The sequence below is a fragment of the Bacteroides sp. AF32-8BH genome (assembly GCF_003435205.1).
Classification (GTDB): Bacteria; Bacteroidota; Bacteroidia; order Bacteroidales; family Bacteroidaceae; genus Bacteroides; species Bacteroides ovatus.
Genome location: NZ_QVLZ01000022.1, coordinates 65,139 through 87,918 on the forward strand (window position 1 = coordinate 65,139; position 22,780 = coordinate 87,918).

Below are 22,780 nucleotides of genomic sequence, written 5' to 3' on the forward strand. Positions count from 1 at the left end.
AAAATGAAAAATATAATAAAGTTAGCGTATGTCGTACTCTGTACATTAGTCGTTTCATGCAGTAGTTTCCTAGATGAGAAACCGCAATCGGATTTTATGCAGGAAGGTACCGGAACGGAAGATCAGGAGTCTAAATATGGAAGTCTGGCAGATGCACAGGCCGAGTTGCAGGGTGCGTATGAGAGTTTTAAAGCAGATATATTCCAGTCGGAAAATTATACTATTGGAGATGTGCAGTCCGATAATTGTTATATCGGCGGAGATGGTGTGGCCGAACAGGAGTTTGATTTGTTGAAACTGACCTCTACCAATTATAAAGTAGAACTGGTCTGGTCACAGTATTATTCGATGGCGGGCACTGCAACCAGTGTGATTGAAAATACGAAGATGATGGATCCTACTTCTACCGTAGCAGAAGAACGTAATCGTGTTATTGCAGAAGCCAAGTTCTTGCGGGCATGGGCGTATTTTGATATTGTCCGTTTATGGGGTGATGCCCCGATGGTGCTGGATTTGATTCCGACCATTACAGCCGAAAACCTCGATAAATGGTATCCGGTGATGTATCCGGAACGTTCTGCCACAGATAAAATATATGACCAGATCCTGGACGACCTGAATGAAGAAAATACCATTCGTTACCTGGTAAGCAAGAATAAAGGAATTTTCCAGGCAACCAAGGGAGCAGCCTATGCTTTACGTGCCAAAGTGTTAGCAACGAGAGGGGAGAAATCAACACGCGACTATACCAAAGTGGTTGAGGCTTGTGACAAAGTAATAGCAGAAGGCTATACGCTGGTCAGCAATTTTGACGAGTTGTGGCAACCCGATAAGAAATTTTCTTCAGAAAGCATCTTTGAAGTCTATTACACCTCCGATGCACCCAACTGGGCTTACTGGGTATTGCTGAAAGAAGATGACGGATCAGTAACCTGGCGACGTTATTGTACACCTACTCATGATCTGGTTGCTAAATTTGACAAAGAGAAAGATACCCGTTATGCATCCAGTATTCTTTGGAAATCAGTGCCTTATGATACCTATTGGCCGGCAGACAGTTACCCGTTGTCTTATAAGATTCGCGAGAAGACTTCCAATATCATTTTGATGCGGTTGGCAGATATACTGCTGTTGAAAGCCGAAGCACTGGTAGAGTTGGACCGCACCCCGGAAGCCATCCGGATTGTAAACAGCATTAGAGAGCGTGCCGGTTTTGCTCCTTCTTCTTTAGATGAAAATATGGGGCAGGCCAGAGGACGCCTGGCGGTAGAGAACGAACGCCAATTAGAGTTGTATATGGAAGGTCAGCGCTGGTTCGACCTGGTACGCAATAATCGTTTGCTGGAAGTGATGCAGAAGCATAAAGACAAAGACGGCAGATTGCTGTTTGCAGGTTTGCAGGCTTTTCGGCAGTTGTGGCCGATTCCTCAAGGAGAGAAAGATAAGAACACCAATCTGACTCAAAATGAAGGCTATTAATGAAAAGAGGAACGTAAAACTTTAAAAGAAAAAATGATGAAACACAATAATCTGTTTTTATGGCTGCTGGGGCTGACTGTTTGTTGGCTGGCTTCATGCAGCGAAGAAGATGGCCGGGTGACGTATCCATATTCGTGTCCCGAAATATCGGAACTGCAATTCTCAACTACCGATCAGACACCTGCTGCCGATTCTCTTTATTTTTCTGTGAAGATTCACGATCCGCAGACTCCTTTGTCTACGCTGGAAGTGAAATTGATGACAGGTGAAACTTTGGTCAGTTCGCAGTCGATCCGTACGAAAGGCACTGATGTTTCGATTGTTGAAAAAGGGATTTATATCCCGTTTGAAGCCGGACTTGAAGAGAATCAGGAAGCGAAGGTGATTCTGACAGCCATTAATGTGGAAGGTAGTGAAGTCACTCAAACATTTGATTTCCATATCACCCGTCCGCAGATTCCCGAAGTGCTTTATCTTCACTATAACGGTGAGGTGGTAGAAATGACCCGGAGTGAGGACAATCCTTACCTGTACCTTACGGAAGTTTCCGATTCGGAAGAGGGTTATCCGATGGAGCTATCCGGAAAGATCTCAACCACAGCATCATTGGATGATGCAAAACTGATTTGGGGAGCTGCCGAAGCAAGCAATACGGCAGTCCTTATTGAAGCGTCGGGCCCTAGCTTTGCTTTTGATTACCGGGATTGGTTTGTCGAACAAATCACTTTCAATGTGATGACTTTTGAACTGGGAGTAGTCGGCTACCAAAAGAACCTGAAAATTAAAGAAACCGAGTTGATAGCCAGTGAGGGATTTTTCCGTGCACAGATTAGCTTTACGCAGGGGGAAGAGTTCGAAATGAGTGGATTTGAAGATGTGGAACACGCTTACAATCGCGACTTCTTTAGCTATAATCCGGATAATGGCAAGTTTACCTTCTTGCGCAAATCAGGAACCTGGGAGATCTATTATTCTTCTAAGTATAATTATATCTGGGTGGCACGGATGGGTGATACGGCTCCCACTTGCTTCTGGCTGGTAGGACACGGATTTACATGCGCACCCGTCTGGAATGAAGCATATAATAGTGGAGGCTGGAATTTGGAAGACATATCACAGTTAGGATATATTGTGCCAATCGGTGAACAGAAATACCAGACCACCGTGTATTTGAGTAACACTCATGAATGGGAATCCTTCGAAATTGAAATTTACAGCGATTTGCAATGGAATAAAGATAAAGGCATGCTACTGCAAGAGGGTTCATTGTCCGGCGATACGGATGGAATTGAACTATCTGGTTCCAATGGAATAACGAGTGGCGACGGTTTCGTTCCCGGCTATTATCGTCTGACTTTCGACGCCTCGCAGGGAGTAGGCAAAGAAACTTTGCACATCGAACGATTGAGTGATTAATACCTAAAAGAATGATATATAGAAAAACAGGAAAGCCTATGAGAAATATGCTATATATAATATGGGGAAGTCTGTGCCTCCTGCTGGTCATTTCCGGTTGTAAATCGACTGACGGGGCGAAAGCCCCCGTGTCATTGACTTGGAAGATGGGAGCTGTGGAAGTACAGCCCGGTTACTATGAGAATTCATTTGTCCTGAAGAACATCTCAGATGTTCCTTTAGAAAAGGATTGGATCATCTATTATTCGCAGCTGCCTCGTGAGATTCTGCAGGAAGAGTCTGCTCCGGTCAAAGTGGAAGTGGTGAATGCGAACTTCTTCCGGATGTATCCGGCAGAAAATTTTCAACCACTGGCTCCGGGAGATTCGTTGACCGTCAAATTCTGTTGTACCAACGGATTGAAAAAAATGTCACATGCTCCCGAAGGCACTTACTGGGTGAGTCAGTCAGGCAGTAAGCAAGGTATTCCCTTGCCTGTCGGACTGACCATACAGCCGCTGAAAGGAATGGAGACAGAAGACTGGTATCCCGCACCTGATAAGATATATGCTTCGAATTTGGCGTTGGAGACTACAGCCCAGTTGCAGCAAACTGATATTTTTCCGTCAGTGAAAGAAGCGGTGCCGGCTACCGGCAAAGAGGGTTTTGCTATAGAAAATAAAGTAAAACTGACTTTCCATCCCGATTTTGCCAACGAAGCTGAATTACTGAAAGAAAAGCTGGCAACCATCCATGGCCTGGAAGTTGTATCCGAAGCACCGGTAACAGTTCATCTGGATTATTTGCCGGAACGGGAAACAGCAGTGAACGGCGAATATTATCGGATTGATACGGGAAACGGGCTAATAAATATTTCAGCTTCCACTTCACATGGCATATTCAATGGGACGCAAACCTTGCTCTCCCTGTTGAAAGGTCAGGAAAAGCTGTTCCGTTTGGAAGCTCTCTCCATCCGCGATTATCCCGATTTGCCGTATCGCGGGCAAATGCTCGATATTGCCAGGAACTTTACGACTGTTGAACATCTGAAAAAGCTGGTAGATGTAATATCTTCTTATAAACTGAACGTACTGCATTTCCATTTTTCGGATGATGAAGGCTGGCGTCTGGAGATTCCCGGCTTGGAAGAATTGACCTCGGTTGGCGCACGCCGGGGACATACCACGGATGAACTGGAATGTTTATATCCGGGCTACGATGGCAACTATGATCCGTCTGCAGCTACCTCCGGCAACGGATATTACACCCGTGAAGAATTTATCGATTTATTGCGTTATGCAGCTCAAAGACATGTGCGTGTGATTCCGGAGATTGAGTCTCCGGGACATGCCCGTGCGGCAATCGTGTCCATGAAAGCGCGCTATCATAAGTATGTGAATACTGCCCCTGAAAAGGCCAACGAATATTTATTAAGTGACGCACAAGACACTTCCCGTTATGTTTCCGCGCAGTCTTATACGGATAATGTCATGAATGTAGCATTGCCTTCTACATACCGGTTTATGGAAAAAGTGATTCGTGAGTTGATAGCCATGTATGAGGAAGCGGAGGTACCTTTGACTACGATTCATTTAGGTGGCGATGAAGTACCCGAAGGAGCCTGGATGGGTTCTCCTGTCTGCCGGACGTTTATGGATGAAAACGGGATGACAAGTGCCCACGAACTGTCTGAATACTATATTACGAAGATGGCAGACTATCTGCAACAACATAATTTGCAATTCAGCGGCTGGCAGGAAGTAGCGTTGGGACATCCGGAAACAACCGATCGTCATTTGAACCAACTTGCAGCAGGAGTGTATTGCTGGAATACGGTTCCTGAATGGGAAGCGGATGAAATACCTTACCAGATAGCCAACAAAGGATATCCGGTGATTCTCTGCAACGTGAACAATTTCTATCTGGATTTGGCCTATGACGCTCATCCCGACGAAAGAGGTCTCTCGTGGGCGGGATATGTTGACGAGTCCAAAGGTTTCTCCATGCTTCCATATAGCATTTATCGTTCTTCGCGTACCGATATGGCAGGCAATCCGGTCGATCCGGACATCGCAGGAAAGGGAAAAACGACTTTGACCGCTTCCGGAAAGGAACATATCCAGGGAGTGCAGGCACAATTATTTGCTGAAACCATCCGTGATTTTGAATGGGTGGAATATTACACCTTCCCCAAAATCCTCGGATTGGTGGAACGCGGTTGGAACGCTTTTCCCGCCTGGAGCACTTTAACAGGAGAGAAAGAACGTCAGGCTTTCAATAAAGAACTGGGCCTGTTCTACTCCAAAGTGAGTGAGAAAGAAATGCCTCACTGGGCGTCCCGAAGTATCAATTTCCGTTTACCTCATCCCGGACTTTGCATCAAAGAAGGGCAACTCCATGCCAGTACCCCTATCCGGGGAGGTGAAATACGCTATACGACCGATGGCACGGAACCGACCCTTCGTTCGGAACTTTGGAAAGCTCCCGTAGCCTGTGATGCTTCCGTTGTGAAAGCGAAACTGTTTTATTTAAATAAAGAGAGTGTAACAAGCACTCTCAAAGTAGATTAATCCACAAAAGTAGATAAGTTATGAACTATGATAAGATAAAAAGAACCGGAATATTATTCTTGTTGGGAATAGGTGCGATCACATCGTTGTCGTGCAATGATAATGATAACGCGAACTACCCGGAGCGAGTGCCCACCCGCCTGTCGGTGATGCCTTTGCCGGAAAGAGTCGATTATAAAGAATCGGTTGTCTCTCTTCCGCAGAATGTGACTGTCAGCCAGAACATTCCGGCTTCCACGTCGCAACTGTTGAAATCCACCCTGGAAGAGAAACTTTCTCTTTCCGTCAGTGATGCCTCCAACGATCGTGCCTTTATCCGTGTGAAACAGGAAGCGGATCTGGCTAAAGAGGCTTACCGGCTCACCGTTACCAAAGAGGGAGCCTGCGTCTATTATTCAACGGAAACCGGACTTCTCTGGGGAATCCAGACATTGAGACAAGCGCTCGAACAAGCAAATTTCTTCACTTCCGGAAGTGCTAAATATCTTCCGATGGTCGATATAAAAGATGCTCCCAAATATGATTGGCGCGGATTTCATATCGATGTAGTCCGCCACATGTTTACGGTTGATTATCTGAAAAAGGTGATAGACTGTTTGTCTTTCTACAAGATAAACAAGCTTCACTTGCATCTGACGGACGATCAGGGTTGGCGCATTGAAGTGAAAAAATATCCGTTGCTGACGCAGGAAGGCAGCTGGCGCGACTTTGACGAATATGACAAGAGATGCGTAGAACTTTCCCAACAGGATTATAACTATGAGATAGATCCCCGTTTCGTGAGAAACGGTTCTCAATATGGTGGTCATTATACGCAGGAAGAGATGAAAGGTTTGGTAAGTTATGCGTTGGAAAGAGGGATCGATATTGTACCCGAAATTGACATGCCAGGTCATTTCTCGGCGGCTATCAAAGTCTATCCCGAGTTGTCGTGCACGGGAGAAGCCGGATGGGGAGAAGAATTCTCTTATCCTATCTGTCCCTCGCGTCCGGAGAACTATCAGTTCGTGCAGTCCATCATTGATGAGATGGTCGAGATTTTCCCTTCGGAATATTTCCATATCGGAGCAGATGAAGTGGAGAAAGATAACTGGGAACAGTGTGAAGTTTGTCAGCGATTGATGCAGCAGGAAGGTTATCAGAAAGTGGATGAACTGCAAAACCGTTTTGTGAAGATTATGACGAACTATGTGAAGGGTAAAGGCAAGAAAGTGATGGGATGGGACGATGCTTTTCTTGAAAAAGAGCCACAGGATTTGATTTATACTTATTGGCGTGACTGGCTGCCCGATCAGCCGGGAAAGATTACCCAGAAAGGGTATCCGATTATATTCATGGAATGGTCCCGTTTCTATTTGAGTGCAACGCCTTCAGACGAAGGATTAAGCTCTTTGTATAACTTCGAGTTCGAACCCCAGTTTCCCGGCATCGTGAAGCAAAATGTGTTAGGCTTCCAGGCTTGTGTATGGACGGAGATGATTCCTAATGAACGGAAGTTTGGCCAGCACGTGTTTCCCTCTCTTCAAGCATTTTCGGAGTTGGCGTGGGGAAGTAGCCGTAACTGGATTGATTTTACCAATCGCCTGAAATGGCATGTTAAATGGTTGAATGCGAATGGATTCTATTTCACCAAACCGGGATTTCTTTAATCCCGGTACACTAAGAACAATATGAAATCAGAACGTTTACTTTCATTAGATATACTCCGGGGAATCACCATTGTCGGAATGATTTTGGTGAACAACCCCGGAACATGGGAATCCATTTACGCACCCTTGCGACATGCCGAATGGAACGGACTGACTCCGACTGATTTGGTCTTCCCGTTCTTCATGTTTATAATGGGCGTTTCCATGAGTTTTGCCTTATCCCGGTTCGATCATCATTTCAGTCGCGGTTTTATCATCAAACTGGTACGGCGCACGGTGATCTTGTTTTTGTTGGGACTTTTTCTTTCCTGGTTCTCGTTGGTGTGCACAGGAGTAGAACAACCTTTCTCGCACATACGTATTCTGGGAGTGTTGCAGCGGTTGGCATTGGCTTATTTCTTTGGTTCCTTGCTGATTGTGAGTGTCCGGCGTCCGGCAAATCTGGCATGGATCTCCGGGATCATTCTGGCAGGTTATTCCATCTTGCTGGCTTTGGGACACGGATTTGAACTTTCCGAACAGAATATTATTGCCGTTACAGATCGCACACTATTCGGAGAAGCCCGTTTGTATCGGGAGTGGTTGCCGGATGGCGGGCGTATCTTTTTCGACCCGGAAGGCCTGTTGAGTACCTTGCCGTGCATTGCGCAAGTGATTATCGGTTATTTCTGCGGAAATATTTTGCGGGAGAAGACTGAAATCCATCACCGGCTGTTGCAGATCTCCATACTGGGTATTGCTCTTTTGTTTACAGGATGGTTGTTGAGTTACGGCTGCCCGTTGAATAAGAAAGTATGGAGTCCGACTTTTGTGCTGGTGACTTGTGGTTTTGCTTCCTTGTTGCTTGTGTTTCTCACCTGGCTGATTGATATTCGTAAAAAGCAGAAATGGGGATATCCTTTCCATGTTTTTGGTACGAATCCATTGTTTATTTATATAGTGGCCGGTGTGTTAGCTACTTTGCTGGAGGTAATTACAGTTGGGGAGAGTAGCTTGCAGGAGAAGATTTACACTTCCATTTGGAGCGTTCTTCCCGATGCTCATCTGGCCTCTCTGATTTACGGCCTTCTGTTTATCGGATTCAATTATCTGATTGTATGGGGGCTGTACAAAAAGCAACTATTTATAAAGATATAGAAGGTAAGTGACTAGTTAGAAAAAGGTAGAGTTTATGCCGGATAGCTACGGCAGTTTGTTTTCGTAGCCGGATGGCATAAACTCTATTGATTATCAGTTCAATAAATATACAGGTAAACAGTCTTCCTATTTTTCTTTCTCCGACGGCGTGTGTGTTGTCCGCCAGAACGTATTTTTCACCTCCCTTGCCACCTCTTTCCAGCTTGGTATACTTTTTAGTGAGCGTCGAGCCGGGAAATCGTAAAGCAATAACAATAGGAAGAGGAAAATGCAGGCATAAGCCACCCAGCCGTAAATCTGCTTGATGCTTATCTCCATCATCTGACTGATAAACTCTTCCATATAGTGACCCAGATTGAACGGACTACTGCTGAAAGCTACATGATCGATGGCTGAACCGTAACGGGCCAGATTGTCGGGAACATAATACGCCAATCCCTGTGCATAGACTGCGGCTCCCACTACGCCGCCTACTACCATGTGCAGCATATTGAACACACTTAATCCCTGGAAGAAATGCTGGAAAGTCATGATTTCCTCCAGACACACCATAAAAATAGCACTCAATATGGCATAAGCGAAGCCCCGACATACGGTCGGCAGGTAAAGCTGTGAAATATGGATGTCGGTGGATAAAGTTAGGTAGAAACCGATCAGGTAACCGATCAACCCGATAAAGCCGACAATGACCAGGCGTACATAATTATACTGCTTGACGTGCATCCACCAATACGAAAACACACAACCGCATACGATACCGACAATGGCAAGCCAATCGAGTTGGGAACTGACCAGTTCTTCATATTTCATTACTTCCTCGTAAAAGACTTCCTCCAGCACGTGCTCCGTGGCGAGGAACGCTTCCACTAAAGTGACTAATCCCAATAAAGGCAAAAAATGGCGGTACGTCCACATCTTTGGTTCGAGAAATGGGTGTCGAATGGTCATCATGCGCCAAATACAAATTCCTAAAGTGATGAAAATCACGATGGTCAGTTGGCGGATGACCGGGCTGTTCCACCAGTCGTACCAGTCTCCGTAGTTGAAGAGGAAGGCGATTTCCGCTAATAAGGCAGCCCATAGTATCCCGCCCAGCCAGTCGATACCAAACAGAGGAAATTTGCGCATGAACCGGAAATGCTTCACACAAGTGAACTGTATCAATAAGACAATCAGCATCAGACCGGCAACGAACAGGTTCATGTATGTCCAGTGATAATGATACATCAAACGGGTCGTAATCAGGTCGGATAGCTGGATGCTTCCCAAAATAACAATATGAAGCCAGGGAAAGAAAACGGTGAACTCCCGTTTAGGAGTCATCCACAGCTGAATGTTTGACATACACTCGAAAGTTCCCTGTATTTTGCACATACCTTCGATGAAGCAGACCAACCACAATAGAGGGAGAAAGGTGATATGCGGTGCTATCAGGTTGCAGAGTAATACTCCCAGTGCGGCCGATGTAAGCAGGGTTTTATTGGTAAAACGAAACTTCATGCGGAACAGTAACGGAAAGTAGATCGCCATACCGGCCAGGTTGGCATACATGCACATTAAAATATCCTCCCGCATCAGTGACATGCTGCCGATCATCTGATTCAATGCACCCAAATAGACACCTCCCGAAAGTTGGAAGGTGACGGCTATGAAAAGATAAATCCACGGTTGCATCTTCCGCGGCACGAAACTGCGGAACATCGGCAAAACAAAAGGACCGTTCAGAACAGGAGCACTCATAAGAATTGAAAATTAAGAATTGAAAATTAAAAAATTAAAGCAATTGATAATTAAAACAATGATTAAAACGATAAAGGGTTAAAGCGGTTAATACTTCACTTCACATTCCACGTTAAAACCGGCACGCATACGTTTCAAATCTTCCGGTTTGTTTCCTTTCAGACTGATACGTACGGGAATACGTTGCTCCACTTTCACGAAGTTTCCGGTGGCGTTGTCTTGCGGAATCATTGAGAAGGCGGCTCCTGTTGCATCGGAGATGGATTCTACTACTCCTTTGAATGTGACGTTCGGCACGGCGTCTGCGGTTATTTCCACTTCTGCACCTTCTTTGATATTCGGAAGCTGGGTTTCGCGGTAATTGGCGATTACCCACAAATCACTGCTGTCTACGATATCAACTATAGTCTGTCCCGGTTGCACCAGTTGCCCTTCCAGGATTTCTTTCTTTCCTGTCGTGCCGTCACACGGAGCAATGATGACTGTATAAGAGAGATTCAGACGGGCAAGTTCCAACGCAGCTTCTGCCAGGCGGACACCTGCTTCATTCTGTCCCAGGCGATGAGTCTGCTCACTTTTCACTAGAGAAGTAGACATTTTAGCCCGTGACACCTGTTCATAACGGGCTTTGGCAGCTTCGTATGCTGTATGTACGTTGTCATATTGCTGTTTCGTCACTGCGTCTTCCTGCAACAGTTTCTCAAAACGGTTCAGTTCCCGTTTGGCATTTTCCATCTGTACACGTACTTCTTCAATACTTGCGTCGCTCACACTTAAATTGTTTTGCGTAGTGGCGATACCGATGGTAGTGGCCTGGCGTCCTGCGGTGGCATTCGCCAAATCCGCTTCTGCCTGTGCCACACGGAGACGGAATTCCGCATCTTCGATGATAAGAAGCGTGTCGCCTTTGCGCACTTGCTGATACTCGTCAAAGTAGATTTTCTTGATGAATCCCGGTACACGGGTATTGATCGGTGTGATATGTTGTTTCACCTGCGCATTATCCGTATATTCGATATTTCCCAAGTGGATAAACCGGGAACAAACATAAGTGACACCACCGATAAGTAAACAGATAATTACAATGTTGTATATTATCTTCTGGGTTTTTCTAGCTATCATAATCTGTTCTATTTTAAGAGAGATGAGAATTTGATTCTGTTATAAATTGGATTCTTTTTGATAAGTCATTACTTCTCTGTTAGAGAGTGTGTGTGATATATTTCATTTTGTAATAACTGTATATCAAGTTAATACGCGCATTGACCAGACCGAGGTCGGCACTTAGTTTCATATTGCTGGCATCGAGCATATCGGTGAGCAGGGCAAGGTCGTTTTTATAACGGTTGCTGGTTACGTTATAGTTCTGGTCGGCAAGTTCCACGCTTTTCTCCTGTGTACGCAGGTCTGTGAAAGAGGTGAGAAAGTTGACGTAGTTCGCCTGTACACCGTTTTCTATTTGTTCCTGTGCCAGTGAATATTCCTCCTGTGCTCTGCAGACGTTCAGTTTTGCCTGGCGCACTTTCTTGTTGTTTTTAAATAAAGAAGAAAGATTGTATTTGATACCGACCCCCACATACCAGTAATTGAAGTTATTGTCGAGCACCGGGACTTCGATGGTGATAGGACCATCTAAATGTTCACCGGCCACAAGTGCAATTTTCGGAAGCAGTTCCGAGCGTTCCAATTTCACTTTCTGCTCGTTCATTTTCATAGCCAGCTGGGCTTGTTGCAGTCCGACATTGCTTTGACTGGCCATCATTTGCCAGTCGTTTTCGGCTAATGCTGTCACTTCCTCGTTCAGCAAGGTAGAATCGGGAACGATTTCTGTTCCGGCAGGCAGATGTAAGGTAGTCACCAGTTGGTGATTCATTATTTTGCGGGCATCCTGCACCTTTGCCAGTTGCAGTTTCAGCGTCTCTTTCTGTAGCTCATAGCGGGTGATGTCATTTTTTAAGGCCGTTCCCTGTGTGCGGCGTGATTCCATGTTGCGGATCACCTGTTCCGTCAAATCCAGATTCTTCTGTAACACTTGCAGCTGGTTATTCAACTTGTATAAATCCAGGTAATAGCCGGTCAGGAGAAAGCGGATTTCCTGACGGTTCTTCTGCCAGTCCAATGCAGCCATTTGCTGACCGAGTTCAGCCAGAGTAATACTGCTGTTGATGGCTCCTCCGGCGTAAATCACTTGTTGCGCTTCCAACGCAAAGTTATTGCCGAAGTGTGGCATAGGGATATTCTGCCCGTTTTTGAAGTCACGGTCCCATATATATCCGTCGCCCAGGTAACTAAATGAGAGTGAGGCACCTATGTCCGGCAAACGTTGTGACTTGGCAGCCTTCAAAGCTTCATCGGCTGCTTCCTTTCCGGTTTTATACGTTTGAATACTCTGACTGTTCTCGTCTGCCAGACGGAACATTTCGTCAATGCCCAACACTCTCCTGTCAAGCGTCTGGGCAAACAGTCCCTGACTGCATAGCACGGCACATAGCGGCACTATGAGCCATCTTTTTTTGCTCATAAAGTGAAAAGAAATTTAATTAATAGTAGAATTTTGAATTTTCTTCACCACGGAATAATACAGAGTAACACAGAGTTTTTTTCTTTTGAAATATGTCAGTTGACACAAGTTAATGAAGATTATTTGAACGCTGTGTCCTCTGGCGTTCTCTGTAGTGAAAATAGGAGGGTTATCAAATCTGCGCTGCTACACCCCAACCGTGAAAGTCATGCATTTTGTTCTTGTAACGAATGGCGATTTGATAATATCTTAGTTTCATCTTGATACCTATTTTTCTATTTTTGGTTTGCAAAATTATGAAAAAAAACAAGTAAGTTGTAACCCTATATAGGCTCAAATATAATGTTTTTTAACGAATGGCAGCTAGCATATCAAATAGGAGAAAGAATAGAAAGAAGCACAACCACTCCTGAAGTAAAGATACGATATAATATGTACCGTAAGGTGAAGCTTGCTTCGCGGTGAATGCGGTAGCTATCGGGGTGGCAGCAGCTATCTCCGTGAAATTCCGCCAACCTGAAACTGGGACGCTGACCGGATGCATCGGTATGTTGTGTCTGTCCGTCTGTGTGATGATTGCCTTGTATAACGGATGCGGCTTCTGGACCTATGAACTGCTGATGTTCGCATTACTTTTCACAATGGGACTGACCTTTACTTCCTCCACCACCTTGGCGATGGATAGCGAACGCCGTTACGCCGGAGCAGCTTCCGCCCTGTTGGGAGCACTCTGTTTTGCTTCCGGAGGTATTGTTTCTCCGTTGGTCGGCTTGGGAAATATCCTTGTATCTACCGGAGTTACGTTTGTGGTCTGCGCCATCTGTTCCCTGCTTTGTGCACTATGGGCGATGAGGAAAGTACCGATGAAAGTAGCAATGTGCCGGATTTTCCGTTAAAGTGAGATTGTTTCAAAAATAAAAGTCATGAGGAAGTTAAAGCTTAAACTCCCTCATGACTTTTATAATTTACTACCAGTATAATTATAATTACTACCAGTATAAACAGACCGAAATAAAACTAGAGTTTTATCTCTTCCGTGAATATCTCCCCGAAACGATTCTTAACCACCACCTTGACAGATTTTGCATCTTTAGAAGGCTGTGCACGGAAAAGATGACGTGTGCGATAACCCGTTTTCTTTCCCTTTACCATATTGATATAATCCTGATCCTCATCGTCAAAAGCCTGCATAGCACCTTTCAACACTCCATCCTCGTACCAGTTTACCGTATACGTCCAGTCCCAATCCCAGATATTGGCTACCACATAGTCTTTCTGGCTTTCAAACTCTCCCGGTTGGTAAAGCCGGAACTGATAGTCCGGCGAACACCCTGTTGCCTTGTAACGCCATTTCACATCATCACCTTTCACTTGTACCACCAGATAACCGTTTGGTGCTCCGCAACGATTCACGTGTCCTGCCCACCATGCGCCGCAGGCCGCTCCGATATTATGTTCGTAAATGGTAGGGGCGGGCAACTGATTTTCATAAAAGTGCGTGTGTCCGGAGAAAATATGTACTTGGTAAGGCCTCAACAGTTGGAAAAGCGCATTGGCGTTGCGCGCATTTCCCCCCGCAGCTACCGTGTTATTAGCTACTGGAGCGTGAACGTTCAGGAACACGATATTTCCTTTAGGCACATAACTTAAATCTTTTCTCAACCAGTCCAAATCTTCCGGCGTGAAGCGTTCCGTGTATTTCTTGTTGCCGTCGTAATCAATATCCTTCATTGCTATCACATGCACTTTACCGATATTGAATGAATAGTTAGCCGGGCCGAATGACTGATAATAATTCTGTTCCCCATAACCATCCGCCGGATGATCCGTCTGCGTTATAGATTTGTAGAGCAGGTTGAAGTCGTGGTTTCCCATCAGTTGGAACATCGTCATTCCCAAGTTGGACACCGCTTGCCGGTAAGGAGCGTACAGGTTCATGGCATCCCACACCAGATCCCCCAGTCCCATGCCGATGATTTCGAAGTTCTTTAGTGAGTCGGCAGTCTGTTTCAGATCGGGCACTGTTTCCGTGCGGAAGCGGTCCAGTTGCTTTTCGTTTCTCACTTGCGGGTCGGAAAGGACGATGTAGACAAATTCATCCACCGGCTTCTGCCGTTTAGTCAATACGAAGTCACATTGGTTTTCGCTTTTCCCGGCATCCAGATATTGATAGAAACCATCTGCTACCCCCTCTTTGGAAGGAAGCTCATACGCTGCCGGAGTAGAGATGTAAACCATTGGATAACGTGTCGGATCAGTGTTCAGAACATAATTTCCTTCTGCATCAGTCGTATTGAAATGTGCCCCGTCTGTCACCACTACACCGCTGATGGGTTTACCTGTATTATCTTTCACACTACCTTTCACCACCGTCTGACCAAAGGCGGCAATAGCGTTCAGCTGGAAAAGCAAAACCGCTGCAAACAGCGTTTTTCTAAAATTGATCTTTTTCATTGCTTATAACTTTCTTAAAGTAACCTGATTGAATAATGCGATAATTTCTTCCGGTTCATCTGCCGACTTGAGAGCCTCCTCAAAAGACTTGCTGTTATCATCGAAACACATCACATTGGCGCAATCCAGAATATGACCCATGTTGAATGTAGCAACTTCCCGGCTCACCTCTTCTTTCTTCAATGCCTTCTTATAATATTTATTCACCTTATTAACCGCCTTGTAAATAGAAGGCTTCAAAATTTCGACCGAAGAATCCGTAAATCCGATTGTTACATCATACTCATGCGTATAATTCTGGATGAAAGTATTCCATTTTCCGGTAATGTCACTCCCCAGATAATGTTCCGCTTCAAACACTGGTTTGGTAGTCGGGATTTCTCCATACACGTCGAATATAAACACCGCTTTCGGCTTTTTGCCTACGGGAGTAGCTTCTTTTTCGTTTTTGGAAACATGGTCTTTTCCGGAGATATTCTCGTTCATGGCGAGCTCTCCTTTTTGCGCCATTGCTGCCATCGTTATAACTAACACAACAGCCATACTGATTATTCTTTTCATATTCATTGAATTTTAAAGATTGATTGAAATGATGATTATTGCCGCAATCTTGGTGACCGACACATTCATTTATTGCTGCCACATCAGTCGGATATGGAAGTCATCGCCTCCCATGTTCGCTTTAGCCGCTTGATAATTCTTCAGATTAGTACGCTGCAGAGCAGATGGATATTTAAAGCGTTTCGGCATTTTGTTATTGGCATTTGCGATGCCGGGCCCCACAGGTAACACAGGAAAACCGGTACGGTTATATTCAAACCACTGCTGATAATCGCAGAAGAACAGTGCGACAAACTTCTGGTTCATGATTCGTTCCAGCGTATCATCATAAGCAGCTTCCGGATTTTCAAAATAATGGTCAGGCATTTTCTGTCCCCACTGTTCGATAGCCGCCTGCACTCCCTTCTGATAAGCCTCTTTGGCAGCGCTACTTCCTCCGTCGATCACTCCTTTTTTCAGTAATTCCGCTTTGATGAATTCCACTTCGGCATAAGGCATCATGGCAAGTTTCATAGGTGCCTTCGCCATTTCCTGATTCAGTCCCGAAGCAGTGATTGAAGGCAACGTCTGATAACCGCTGGGCAAACCCACATAATCTTTAGTCTGGTCGGGGAGAGTGACCTGTGTTGCATACACCTGCAGACGGGGATCGTTCCAACCTTTCAGCAGATTAACAAAGAACTCTGAAATCTGAACATAAGAAGTGAAATCCTGTGGACGGGTGAGCGGAGCTTCCTCTGGATAAGTTCCGCTGATGGCAAGCAGGGCAGCATCATCGTTCGATTCGAATACCGGATAAGTGGCGGGATCGGTCAGCATGGTACGCAGCTCCTGTTTCGCGTTGAATTCCGGCACGTCGATCACCCGGAGCAGTGCACGCAGACGGAGCGAGTTGCAGAACTTCTTCCATTTCAAAATACCGGTTGCATCCCCTTTGGACGTCTTGTACAACATTTCGTCCGATTGGTTGTAGATCAACCCGTTAGCTTTGTCGAACAACTCGTTAGCTGTTTTCAGGTTGTCGATAATCTGTTGGTACACCTGCTGCTGGGTGTCGAACTTCGGTGCAAGTATTCCCTCGTCGGCGGAGCAGGCTTCGCTCATCGGAATATCACCGAAGGCATCCGTCAGAATCTGGTATAGCCAACATTGCAAAGTCAGCGATATAGCATCGTAGTTGGGTTGTTTGGAGGCTTCCGGCAATTTTCCGGTGAGGCGCATCATCTCTTTGGCGTTGTTGATCCATTTATAATAAGTAGTCCATGTGCCGTCTCCTTCGCTGTCCGTCATATACCACCATCCCACACCGTTGGTGCTGCTGGTAGATACGGCGCATTGCATCAGGTCGTAGGTATAGCTGTTGTAGCGTTTCCAGTTGTAGACCGATGTTTCGTATAAAATCGGGTTGAGCAGCGTGCCGGGATTCACCTCATCCATGCGGGTGGGGTCTGTATTGAGTTCGTCGAAGCTGGTGCAGGAAGTCGTGCAGAGAGCTCCGCACAAAGTCATTCCCCATACTATATTTTTGAAAAGTTTATTGGTTTTCATAAGTCAGTGTTTAAAAAGATACGTTAATATTCAGTCCGAAAGTACGTGCCGTAGGCAGTGAGCCCGTCTCCACACCGGTCACCATCGAACTTCCGTTGAGGGCGGCAGATTCGGGGTCGAACAGAGGATAGTCGGTGATACAGAACAGGTTGCGTGCGTAGAGTGCCACCGATGCTTTGCTGAACGGTGTTTTCTTCAGTGTGCTGTTCGGCAACTTGTACTCCAGTCTCATTTCGCGCAACTTGAGGAATGAAGTGTCGAACGTGTTAGTTTCCACATTGGCCATCCGGTAATATTCCTTATAATAACTTTCCACGGTCACCACTTTGGTGTTTGGCGAGTAAGTTCCGTCATCGTTCTTCACTGTTCCCGGAGCAATCATGTACATCCCGTCTTGTGGTGAAAGTCCGGCGGCAGCGATGCGCGGGTCGTCTTTCGACATATAAAATTCCGTTCCCGGCAGACGTCCGTTCAGGGTATGTTGCAGTTTTCCCTGTTCCGTCATTTTGTGGTGCGAGTGCGAGTACATTTTACCTCCCACCTGTCCGTCGAGCAGGACGCTAAGCGTGAAGTTCTTGTAAGAAAATTCATTGTACAGTCCGGCTTTCCATTTCGGATAGGCCGTGCCGACGTATTCGATCTCTCCCGAACGTTCGGGCAATCCGTTGTCGTTGATGACCACATTTCCTTCCGGGTCGCGTACCAGTTTATATCCCCAGAGATCGCCCGTAGTTCCACCCACACGTCCGATGATAGACACACTACCGATACTGCTGATTAACTGGTTCTCATCCGCCCCTTCCGCCAGTGAGAGAATCCGGTTCTCGTTCTTAGACCAGGTGAAAGTAGCATTCCATCGGAAATCCCTGCTGACTACCGGAGTAACGTCCAACTGGATTTCGTAACCGCGGTTGCGGACGCATCCCGAATTGATGGTAGCTTTGCTGTAACCTGTGGTCGGGTCCATCGGAGCATCCAGAATCTGGTTTTTGGTGCGGTTATAATAGAATGTGAAATCGAGTCCGATGCGGTTGTGAAACATACGGAAGTCGAATCCCGTTTCGTAATTGGTCGAAATCTCCGGTTTGAAATCCTGATTATAGAGCGTAGAAGATACGATGGCCGATCCGGGGAAATCGCTCGTGCCATAATAGGGCGATGTCTTGTAAGGGTCTGTGTCATTGCCCACCTGTGCCAGCGAACCTCTCACTTTCAACAGACTGATCTGTTCCGGCAACGTGAACCACTCGTTCATCACTGCACTGACGCTGACCGACGGATAGAAGAAAGAACGGTTACTTTTCGGCAGGGTAGACGACCAGTCATTGCGCCCGGTGACATCGAGAAACAGTTTATCCTTATACGAGAAATTGGCCGTGAAATAAAGACTGTTCAGCGCTTTCTTTTTGATAACCGTCTGCACGTTCGGGTTGGAAACACCGTTTGCCAGTTTGTATACTCCCGGCGTAATCAATCCTACCACCGAGGCAGCCAACATATCGTAGCTTTGTTGCATCATGTTTCCACCTGCCGAAGCGTTGACACGCAATCCGTTGGCGAATGAATCATGGTAAGTAAATAAAGCATCGCTGTTTAATTCATAATCGAACACATTCTGTTTCTTGAAAAACCCGTTTCCGAAAACCACGTCACTGATAGGACGATGCTGTTCGCGTTGGTCGGCTGACAACTGGATACCGGACCGGATCATGAAATCGAATTTACTGTTGATGCGCAGATTGGCAGAAATGGATGATACATTACTGTGTTTCTCCGAAGGATTTTCAGATTCGTATAGAATGACATACGGGTTTCCGATAAAGGAACTGTACGGTTGGAGCTGTTTCACATTTTCCTGTCCGGTACGCCACATCGGACGCAACCAGTCGAGGTTGACATTCGGATTCTGGAAGATAAGGAAGTAGGAGATAGAGTTACTGTTATATCCCAGTGCAGGCGTGTTGTTGAGCTTGCGGTACGTATAACTCGACTTGAAATTAATGCGCAGTGCCCTCGAAATCTGCTGTTGGGCGGAAACCATGGCGGTGATACGCTGGAAACCTGTATTGGGGAGAATCCATTCGTTCTTAGTGTGGGTGATGGACGCCCGTACGCTGCCCCGGTCGGATTTTCCGGTCAAGGCTACCGAGTTGGTCAGGGTGTATCCTGTCTGGAACAAATCTTTGCGGTTGTTTTTGTACGCTACCCAAGGGGTGGCAACAGAAGCGCGTCCCTGCGTTACGGGGTCATATTGGTAGAACAACCTGTTGGCGTCGAAACGTGCTCCGTAGGCGCTACTGGTTCCGCTAGTGCTTGCGTAACTGCCGTCTTCCGCTTTCCCGTAAGAGTAATAGGGCTGGCCTTCGTAGATAGAACCTGCCGGACCGATATTGCTCGGCAATCCCTGTCCGAATTCATACTGGTAATCGGGCCATCTCATCACATCGTCAATACTGAAGTTACCGCTGTAAGACACACCGATACCTTTGGGTGCACCCGCTCCCGATTTGGTAGTCACCATAATCACGCCATTGGCTGCACGCGTACCGTACAAGGCTGTCGCACTGGCCCCTTTTAATACTTGGATGCTTTCGATATCATCCGGATTGATGTCGGAGAATCCGTTACCATAGTCCACGGAAAGTTCGCTGTTTGAACCTGCACCGTAGGCAACACCCGGATTGGTCATCGGACTACTCATCGGTACACCGTCCACTACCACCAATGCGTCGTTTCCGTTCTGGTTCAGCGAGACGTCCCCCCGCAGCGAGATACGGCTCGAATTAAGCGGACCACCGGAAGAGATAACACTCAATCCGGCTACCTTGCCGTTCAGTGCCGTCGACCAGTTGGTGGGCAGGGCACTCGTAATCATATCCCCTTTCACGGTTTCCGTGGCATATCCCAATCCTTTTTCTTCACGTTTGATCCCCAGGGCAGTCACCACCACATCATTCAGTTGTTGCGACTCTTCCGCCAGTTTTACGTTCATCGTATTGCCTGCATAGTTCTTCTGTAGCGTTTTATATCCCACATAACTGAATACAAGCAAATCCTTTTGAGTCAATGTTTTCTTAGTCTTCAGGGAGTAGTTTCCGTCGATGTCGGTCACCGTGCCGTCTGTCGAGTTTTTCACAGCTACGGTAGCCCCGATTAACGGTTCCCCGCCTTCACTTGTGATTTTTCCTTTCACTGTTGTCTGTGCGTATGCAGAGCCACAGCACAAGAGCCCAATCGACAGAGAAAGCAGCCATTTGTTTCTTTTCATAATCTTTTACCTTGCTTCTTTTAATTTATTAAATGAAATAAAGTTATTCACACCCGTGTTTTTGTTTCACGGTGCAAAGGAATGCAAGGCAGATTAAGATAGTATTACAGATCTGTTAACAATCTGTGTTGTGCGATAAATACAAATTAATAAAATAAATGGAGGCACGGATTACACGGTTTTAGTTAATAAAAGAACCGCGTAATCCGTGCCTAATAATCTAATAATAAAAGATTATTTTACTTGATTAGATAGAATACTTACTCTGATACTCTTTCGGCGACATTCCCTCGTGCCGTTTGAAGTACCTTCCTAAATACGACTGATCGGGAAAACCAAGTCGGTCGGCTATTTCCTGAATCGTCAGTCCGGTGGATTGAAGCAACACTTTTATCTCCAGGATGGCAAAGTCGTCGATAATCTTTTTGGCAGCCTCGCCCGTCACGCTTTTGCAAATACCTGTCAGGTATTTGGTGGAGATACACAGTTTGCTGGCGTAGAAAGTCACTTCCCGTTGTGAGATACAGTTTTCATGTACCAGTGCGATGAAATTCTTAAAGATTTCATCCTGCCGGCTTCCTCCTTCGATTTCCTGTCGGTCGAAGTAGCGGTAACACTTATCATAAATATCCAGCATAAACGACTGGAGATGATTTTTGGCGATCTGGTTGCGGAAACGGTTTTCACGATCGTTGTATATAGCTGTTGTGGCACGCATTAACCCGTTGATTGCTCCTGTGCTTTCATCCTTGAGTGTATAGCACGGTTTTTCTTTGATGAACCGGAAGAAGATCGGCTCGAAACGGAGGCAGGCTTCGCGAAACATTTCTTTGGGAAATCCGAAGAAAGAAGCTGTGAAATCGCTGCTGTTGCCATTGATGCGGATAATCGTTCCCGGCAAGAGCACGATTTGAGTGTTTTCTACTATTTCATAGTCTTTCAGGTCGATTGTGACGTGTGCCCATCCGCTTCTGCAAAAATAGATGGCACCCCCTTCCAGTTTCCACAGGCGTTGCATAATTGGAGACAGGTTTTCGTCCATTCCGGCAACGAACGGTTCATGAAGTATGGCTAGGCTAGAGTTTTTTGATTCCATTGTTGTTCTTATTTTGGGTACAAAAATAGGACTTTTTCACTAAATATCGGTTTTAATGTTCCTAAAATGAACAAAACTGAAGATACTAAGTCCAGTTTCCTATGAAGAAAACAGTCTACCTTTGCCGCGTTCAAAAATAGTTAAATAGGTAACAGAAAATGAGTAAAAAGGTATGTAAAGTGAAGCAAGGGCTATTGTTGCTCTGCTGTATGGTAGCTGCTACGGGCTGTAAACAAGCTCCTCCGGCACAAATGGAAACAGAATACGAAGTGATGACCGTTTCTCCGGCCGACCGGATGATTTCAAGCGCCTACTCGGCGACCATCCGCGGACGTCAGGATATTGATATTTACCCCCAGGTAAGTGGTACGCTGACTAAAGTCTGTGTAACGGAAGGGCAGCGTGTAAAGAACGGACAGACATTGTTCATCATCGACCAAGTGCCGTATGAAGCTGCTTTGCAGACGGCAGTGGCAAACGTTGAATCGGCCAAAGCCTCTCTGGCTACAGCGCAACTGACGTATGACAGTAAAGAGGAACTGTATAAAGAGAACGTAATTTCCTCTTTCGATTTGAGTACGGCAAAAAACTCCCTGTTGGCTGCCAAAGCACAGTTGGCACAGGCCAAGGCGCAGGAAGTGAGTGCCCGCAATAATCTTTCTTATACGGTTGTGAAAAGTCCGGCCGACGGAGTGGTAGGCACGTTGCCTTACCGTGTAGGAGCTTTGGTTAGTTCCGCTCTTGCCCAGCCGTTGACTACCGTTTCCGACAATTCGGATATGTACGTCTACTTCTCCATGACGGAAAACCAATTACTGGGACTGATCCGCCAATACGGTTCTAAAGAGGAAGCATTGAAAAATATGCCTGCTATCGACCTGCAACTGAACGATAAGTCAGCCTACTCCGAACGGGGACAGATTGAATCTATCAGCGGAGTGATCGACCGTTCGACGGGTACGGTCAGCCTGCGTGCAGTTTTCCCGAACAAGGAAGGATTGCTGCATAGCGGTGGTGCGGGTAATGTGATTGTTCCTGTTCAAAAAACAGCTGCGCTGACCATTCCACAGGCTGCCACTTTCGAAATACAAGATAAGAGATATGTCTATAAGGTAGTGGACGGCAAGGCTCAATCCAGCCAGGTACAAGTGACCCGTGTCAATGGCGGTCGGGAATTTATTGTAGATGAAGGATTGGCACCGGGAGATGTGATCGTGGCAGAAGGAGTAGGTTTGCTTCGTGAAGGTACTCCGGTCAAGGCAAAGGCTGCTCAAACTCCAGTGGCAGGAGTGACAAATGCTAATCAATCCTCATCAACAGAGACAACAACGAAGTCTCCGGCAACTACTACTGAAAATTAAA

14 protein-coding genes and 1 pseudogene are annotated in these 22,780 nt (G+C 46.1%); 7 read left to right on the forward strand and 8 right to left on the reverse strand.

The genetic code is table 11. The features are described from left to right. Positions 1–3 precede the first annotated feature (3 nt). The 5 genes from DWZ47_RS16535 to DWZ47_RS16555 are packed head-to-tail and all read left to right on the forward strand — an operon-like array spanning position 4 to position 8,230. A complete protein-coding gene (locus DWZ47_RS16535; RefSeq protein WP_004297680.1) occupies positions 4–1,479 on the forward strand; it encodes a RagB/SusD family nutrient uptake outer membrane protein in 1,476 nt (491 codons plus the stop codon). A gap of 33 nt (positions 1,480–1,512) precedes the next feature. Beyond that, positions 1,513–2,895, forward strand: coding sequence for a DUF5016 domain-containing protein (locus tag DWZ47_RS16540; protein ID WP_008776328.1), 1,383 nt, complete (start codon positions 1,513–1,515; stop codon positions 2,893–2,895). 38 nt (positions 2,896–2,933) lie between these two features. Further along, positions 2,934–5,444: a family 20 glycosylhydrolase gene (locus DWZ47_RS16545; protein WP_004310093.1), complete on the forward strand. Its 2,511-nt coding sequence runs from the start codon at positions 2,934–2,936 to the stop codon at positions 5,442–5,444. Between the two features lie 20 nt (positions 5,445–5,464). Continuing rightward, a complete protein-coding gene (locus tag DWZ47_RS16550) occupies positions 5,465–7,093 on the forward strand; it encodes a beta-N-acetylhexosaminidase (RefSeq protein WP_004306862.1) in 1,629 nt (542 codons plus the stop codon). Positions 7,094–7,114: 21 nt separating this feature from the next. Then, positions 7,115–8,230: an acyltransferase family protein gene (locus DWZ47_RS16555; protein ID WP_117513827.1), complete on the forward strand. Its 1,116-nt coding sequence runs from the start codon at positions 7,115–7,117 to the stop codon at positions 8,228–8,230. A gap of 126 nt (positions 8,231–8,356) precedes the next feature. Here the strand turns inward: DWZ47_RS16555 and DWZ47_RS16560 are convergent, their stop codons facing one another. The 3 genes from DWZ47_RS16560 to DWZ47_RS16570 form a co-directional block, all read right to left on the reverse strand. Then, the gene (locus tag DWZ47_RS16560) at positions 8,357–9,970 is read right to left on the reverse strand and encodes a hypothetical protein (protein WP_117513829.1); all 1,614 of its coding nucleotides are present in this window, start codon (positions 9,968–9,970) and stop codon (positions 8,357–8,359) included. 87 nt (positions 9,971–10,057) lie between these two features. Then, positions 10,058–11,092: an HlyD family secretion protein gene (locus tag DWZ47_RS16565; protein WP_004296729.1), complete on the reverse strand. Its 1,035-nt coding sequence runs from the start codon at positions 11,090–11,092 to the stop codon at positions 10,058–10,060. 79 nt (positions 11,093–11,171) lie between these two features. After that, a complete protein-coding gene (locus DWZ47_RS16570; RefSeq protein ID WP_004296730.1) occupies positions 11,172–12,491 on the reverse strand; it encodes a TolC family protein in 1,320 nt (439 codons plus the stop codon). Positions 12,492–12,943: 452 nt separating this feature from the next. Here DWZ47_RS16570 and DWZ47_RS16575 point away from each other — a divergent pair. After that, a pseudogene (locus tag DWZ47_RS16575) lies at positions 12,944–13,387 on the forward strand (Bcr/CflA family drug resistance efflux transporter); the annotation flags it as partial. Positions 13,388–13,508: 121 nt separating this feature from the next. Here DWZ47_RS16575 and DWZ47_RS16580 read toward each other — a convergent pair. The 5 genes from DWZ47_RS16580 to DWZ47_RS16600 all read right to left on the reverse strand — a co-directional run bounded on the left by DWZ47_RS16580 (position 13,509) and on the right by DWZ47_RS16600 (position 21,418). Continuing rightward, on the reverse strand, positions 13,509–14,945 hold the full coding sequence (locus DWZ47_RS16580; RefSeq protein WP_004310100.1) for a calcineurin-like phosphoesterase C-terminal domain-containing protein: 1,437 nt from the start codon (positions 14,943–14,945) through the stop codon (positions 13,509–13,511). 3 nt (positions 14,946–14,948) lie between these two features. Further along, the gene (locus DWZ47_RS16585; protein WP_182281611.1) at positions 14,949–15,506 is read right to left on the reverse strand and encodes a hypothetical protein; all 558 of its coding nucleotides are present in this window, start codon (positions 15,504–15,506) and stop codon (positions 14,949–14,951) included. Positions 15,507–15,575: 69 nt separating this feature from the next. Further along, positions 15,576–17,054, reverse strand: coding sequence for a SusD/RagB family nutrient-binding outer membrane lipoprotein (locus DWZ47_RS16590; RefSeq protein WP_117513833.1), 1,479 nt, complete (start codon positions 17,052–17,054; stop codon positions 15,576–15,578). A gap of 10 nt (positions 17,055–17,064) precedes the next feature. Beyond that, a complete protein-coding gene (locus tag DWZ47_RS16595; protein ID WP_004321754.1) occupies positions 17,065–20,322 on the reverse strand; it encodes a SusC/RagA family TonB-linked outer membrane protein in 3,258 nt (1,085 codons plus the stop codon). Between the two features lie 247 nt (positions 20,323–20,569). Then, positions 20,570–21,418, reverse strand: coding sequence for a helix-turn-helix domain-containing protein (locus DWZ47_RS16600; protein ID WP_004296739.1), 849 nt, complete (start codon positions 21,416–21,418; stop codon positions 20,570–20,572). A gap of 158 nt (positions 21,419–21,576) precedes the next feature. On the opposite strand from DWZ47_RS16600, the gene DWZ47_RS16605 reads away from it, so the two are divergent. Then, positions 21,577–22,779: an efflux RND transporter periplasmic adaptor subunit gene (locus tag DWZ47_RS16605; RefSeq protein WP_004296740.1), complete on the forward strand. Its 1,203-nt coding sequence runs from the start codon at positions 21,577–21,579 to the stop codon at positions 22,777–22,779. The last annotated feature ends 1 nt before the right edge of the window (position 22,780 follow it).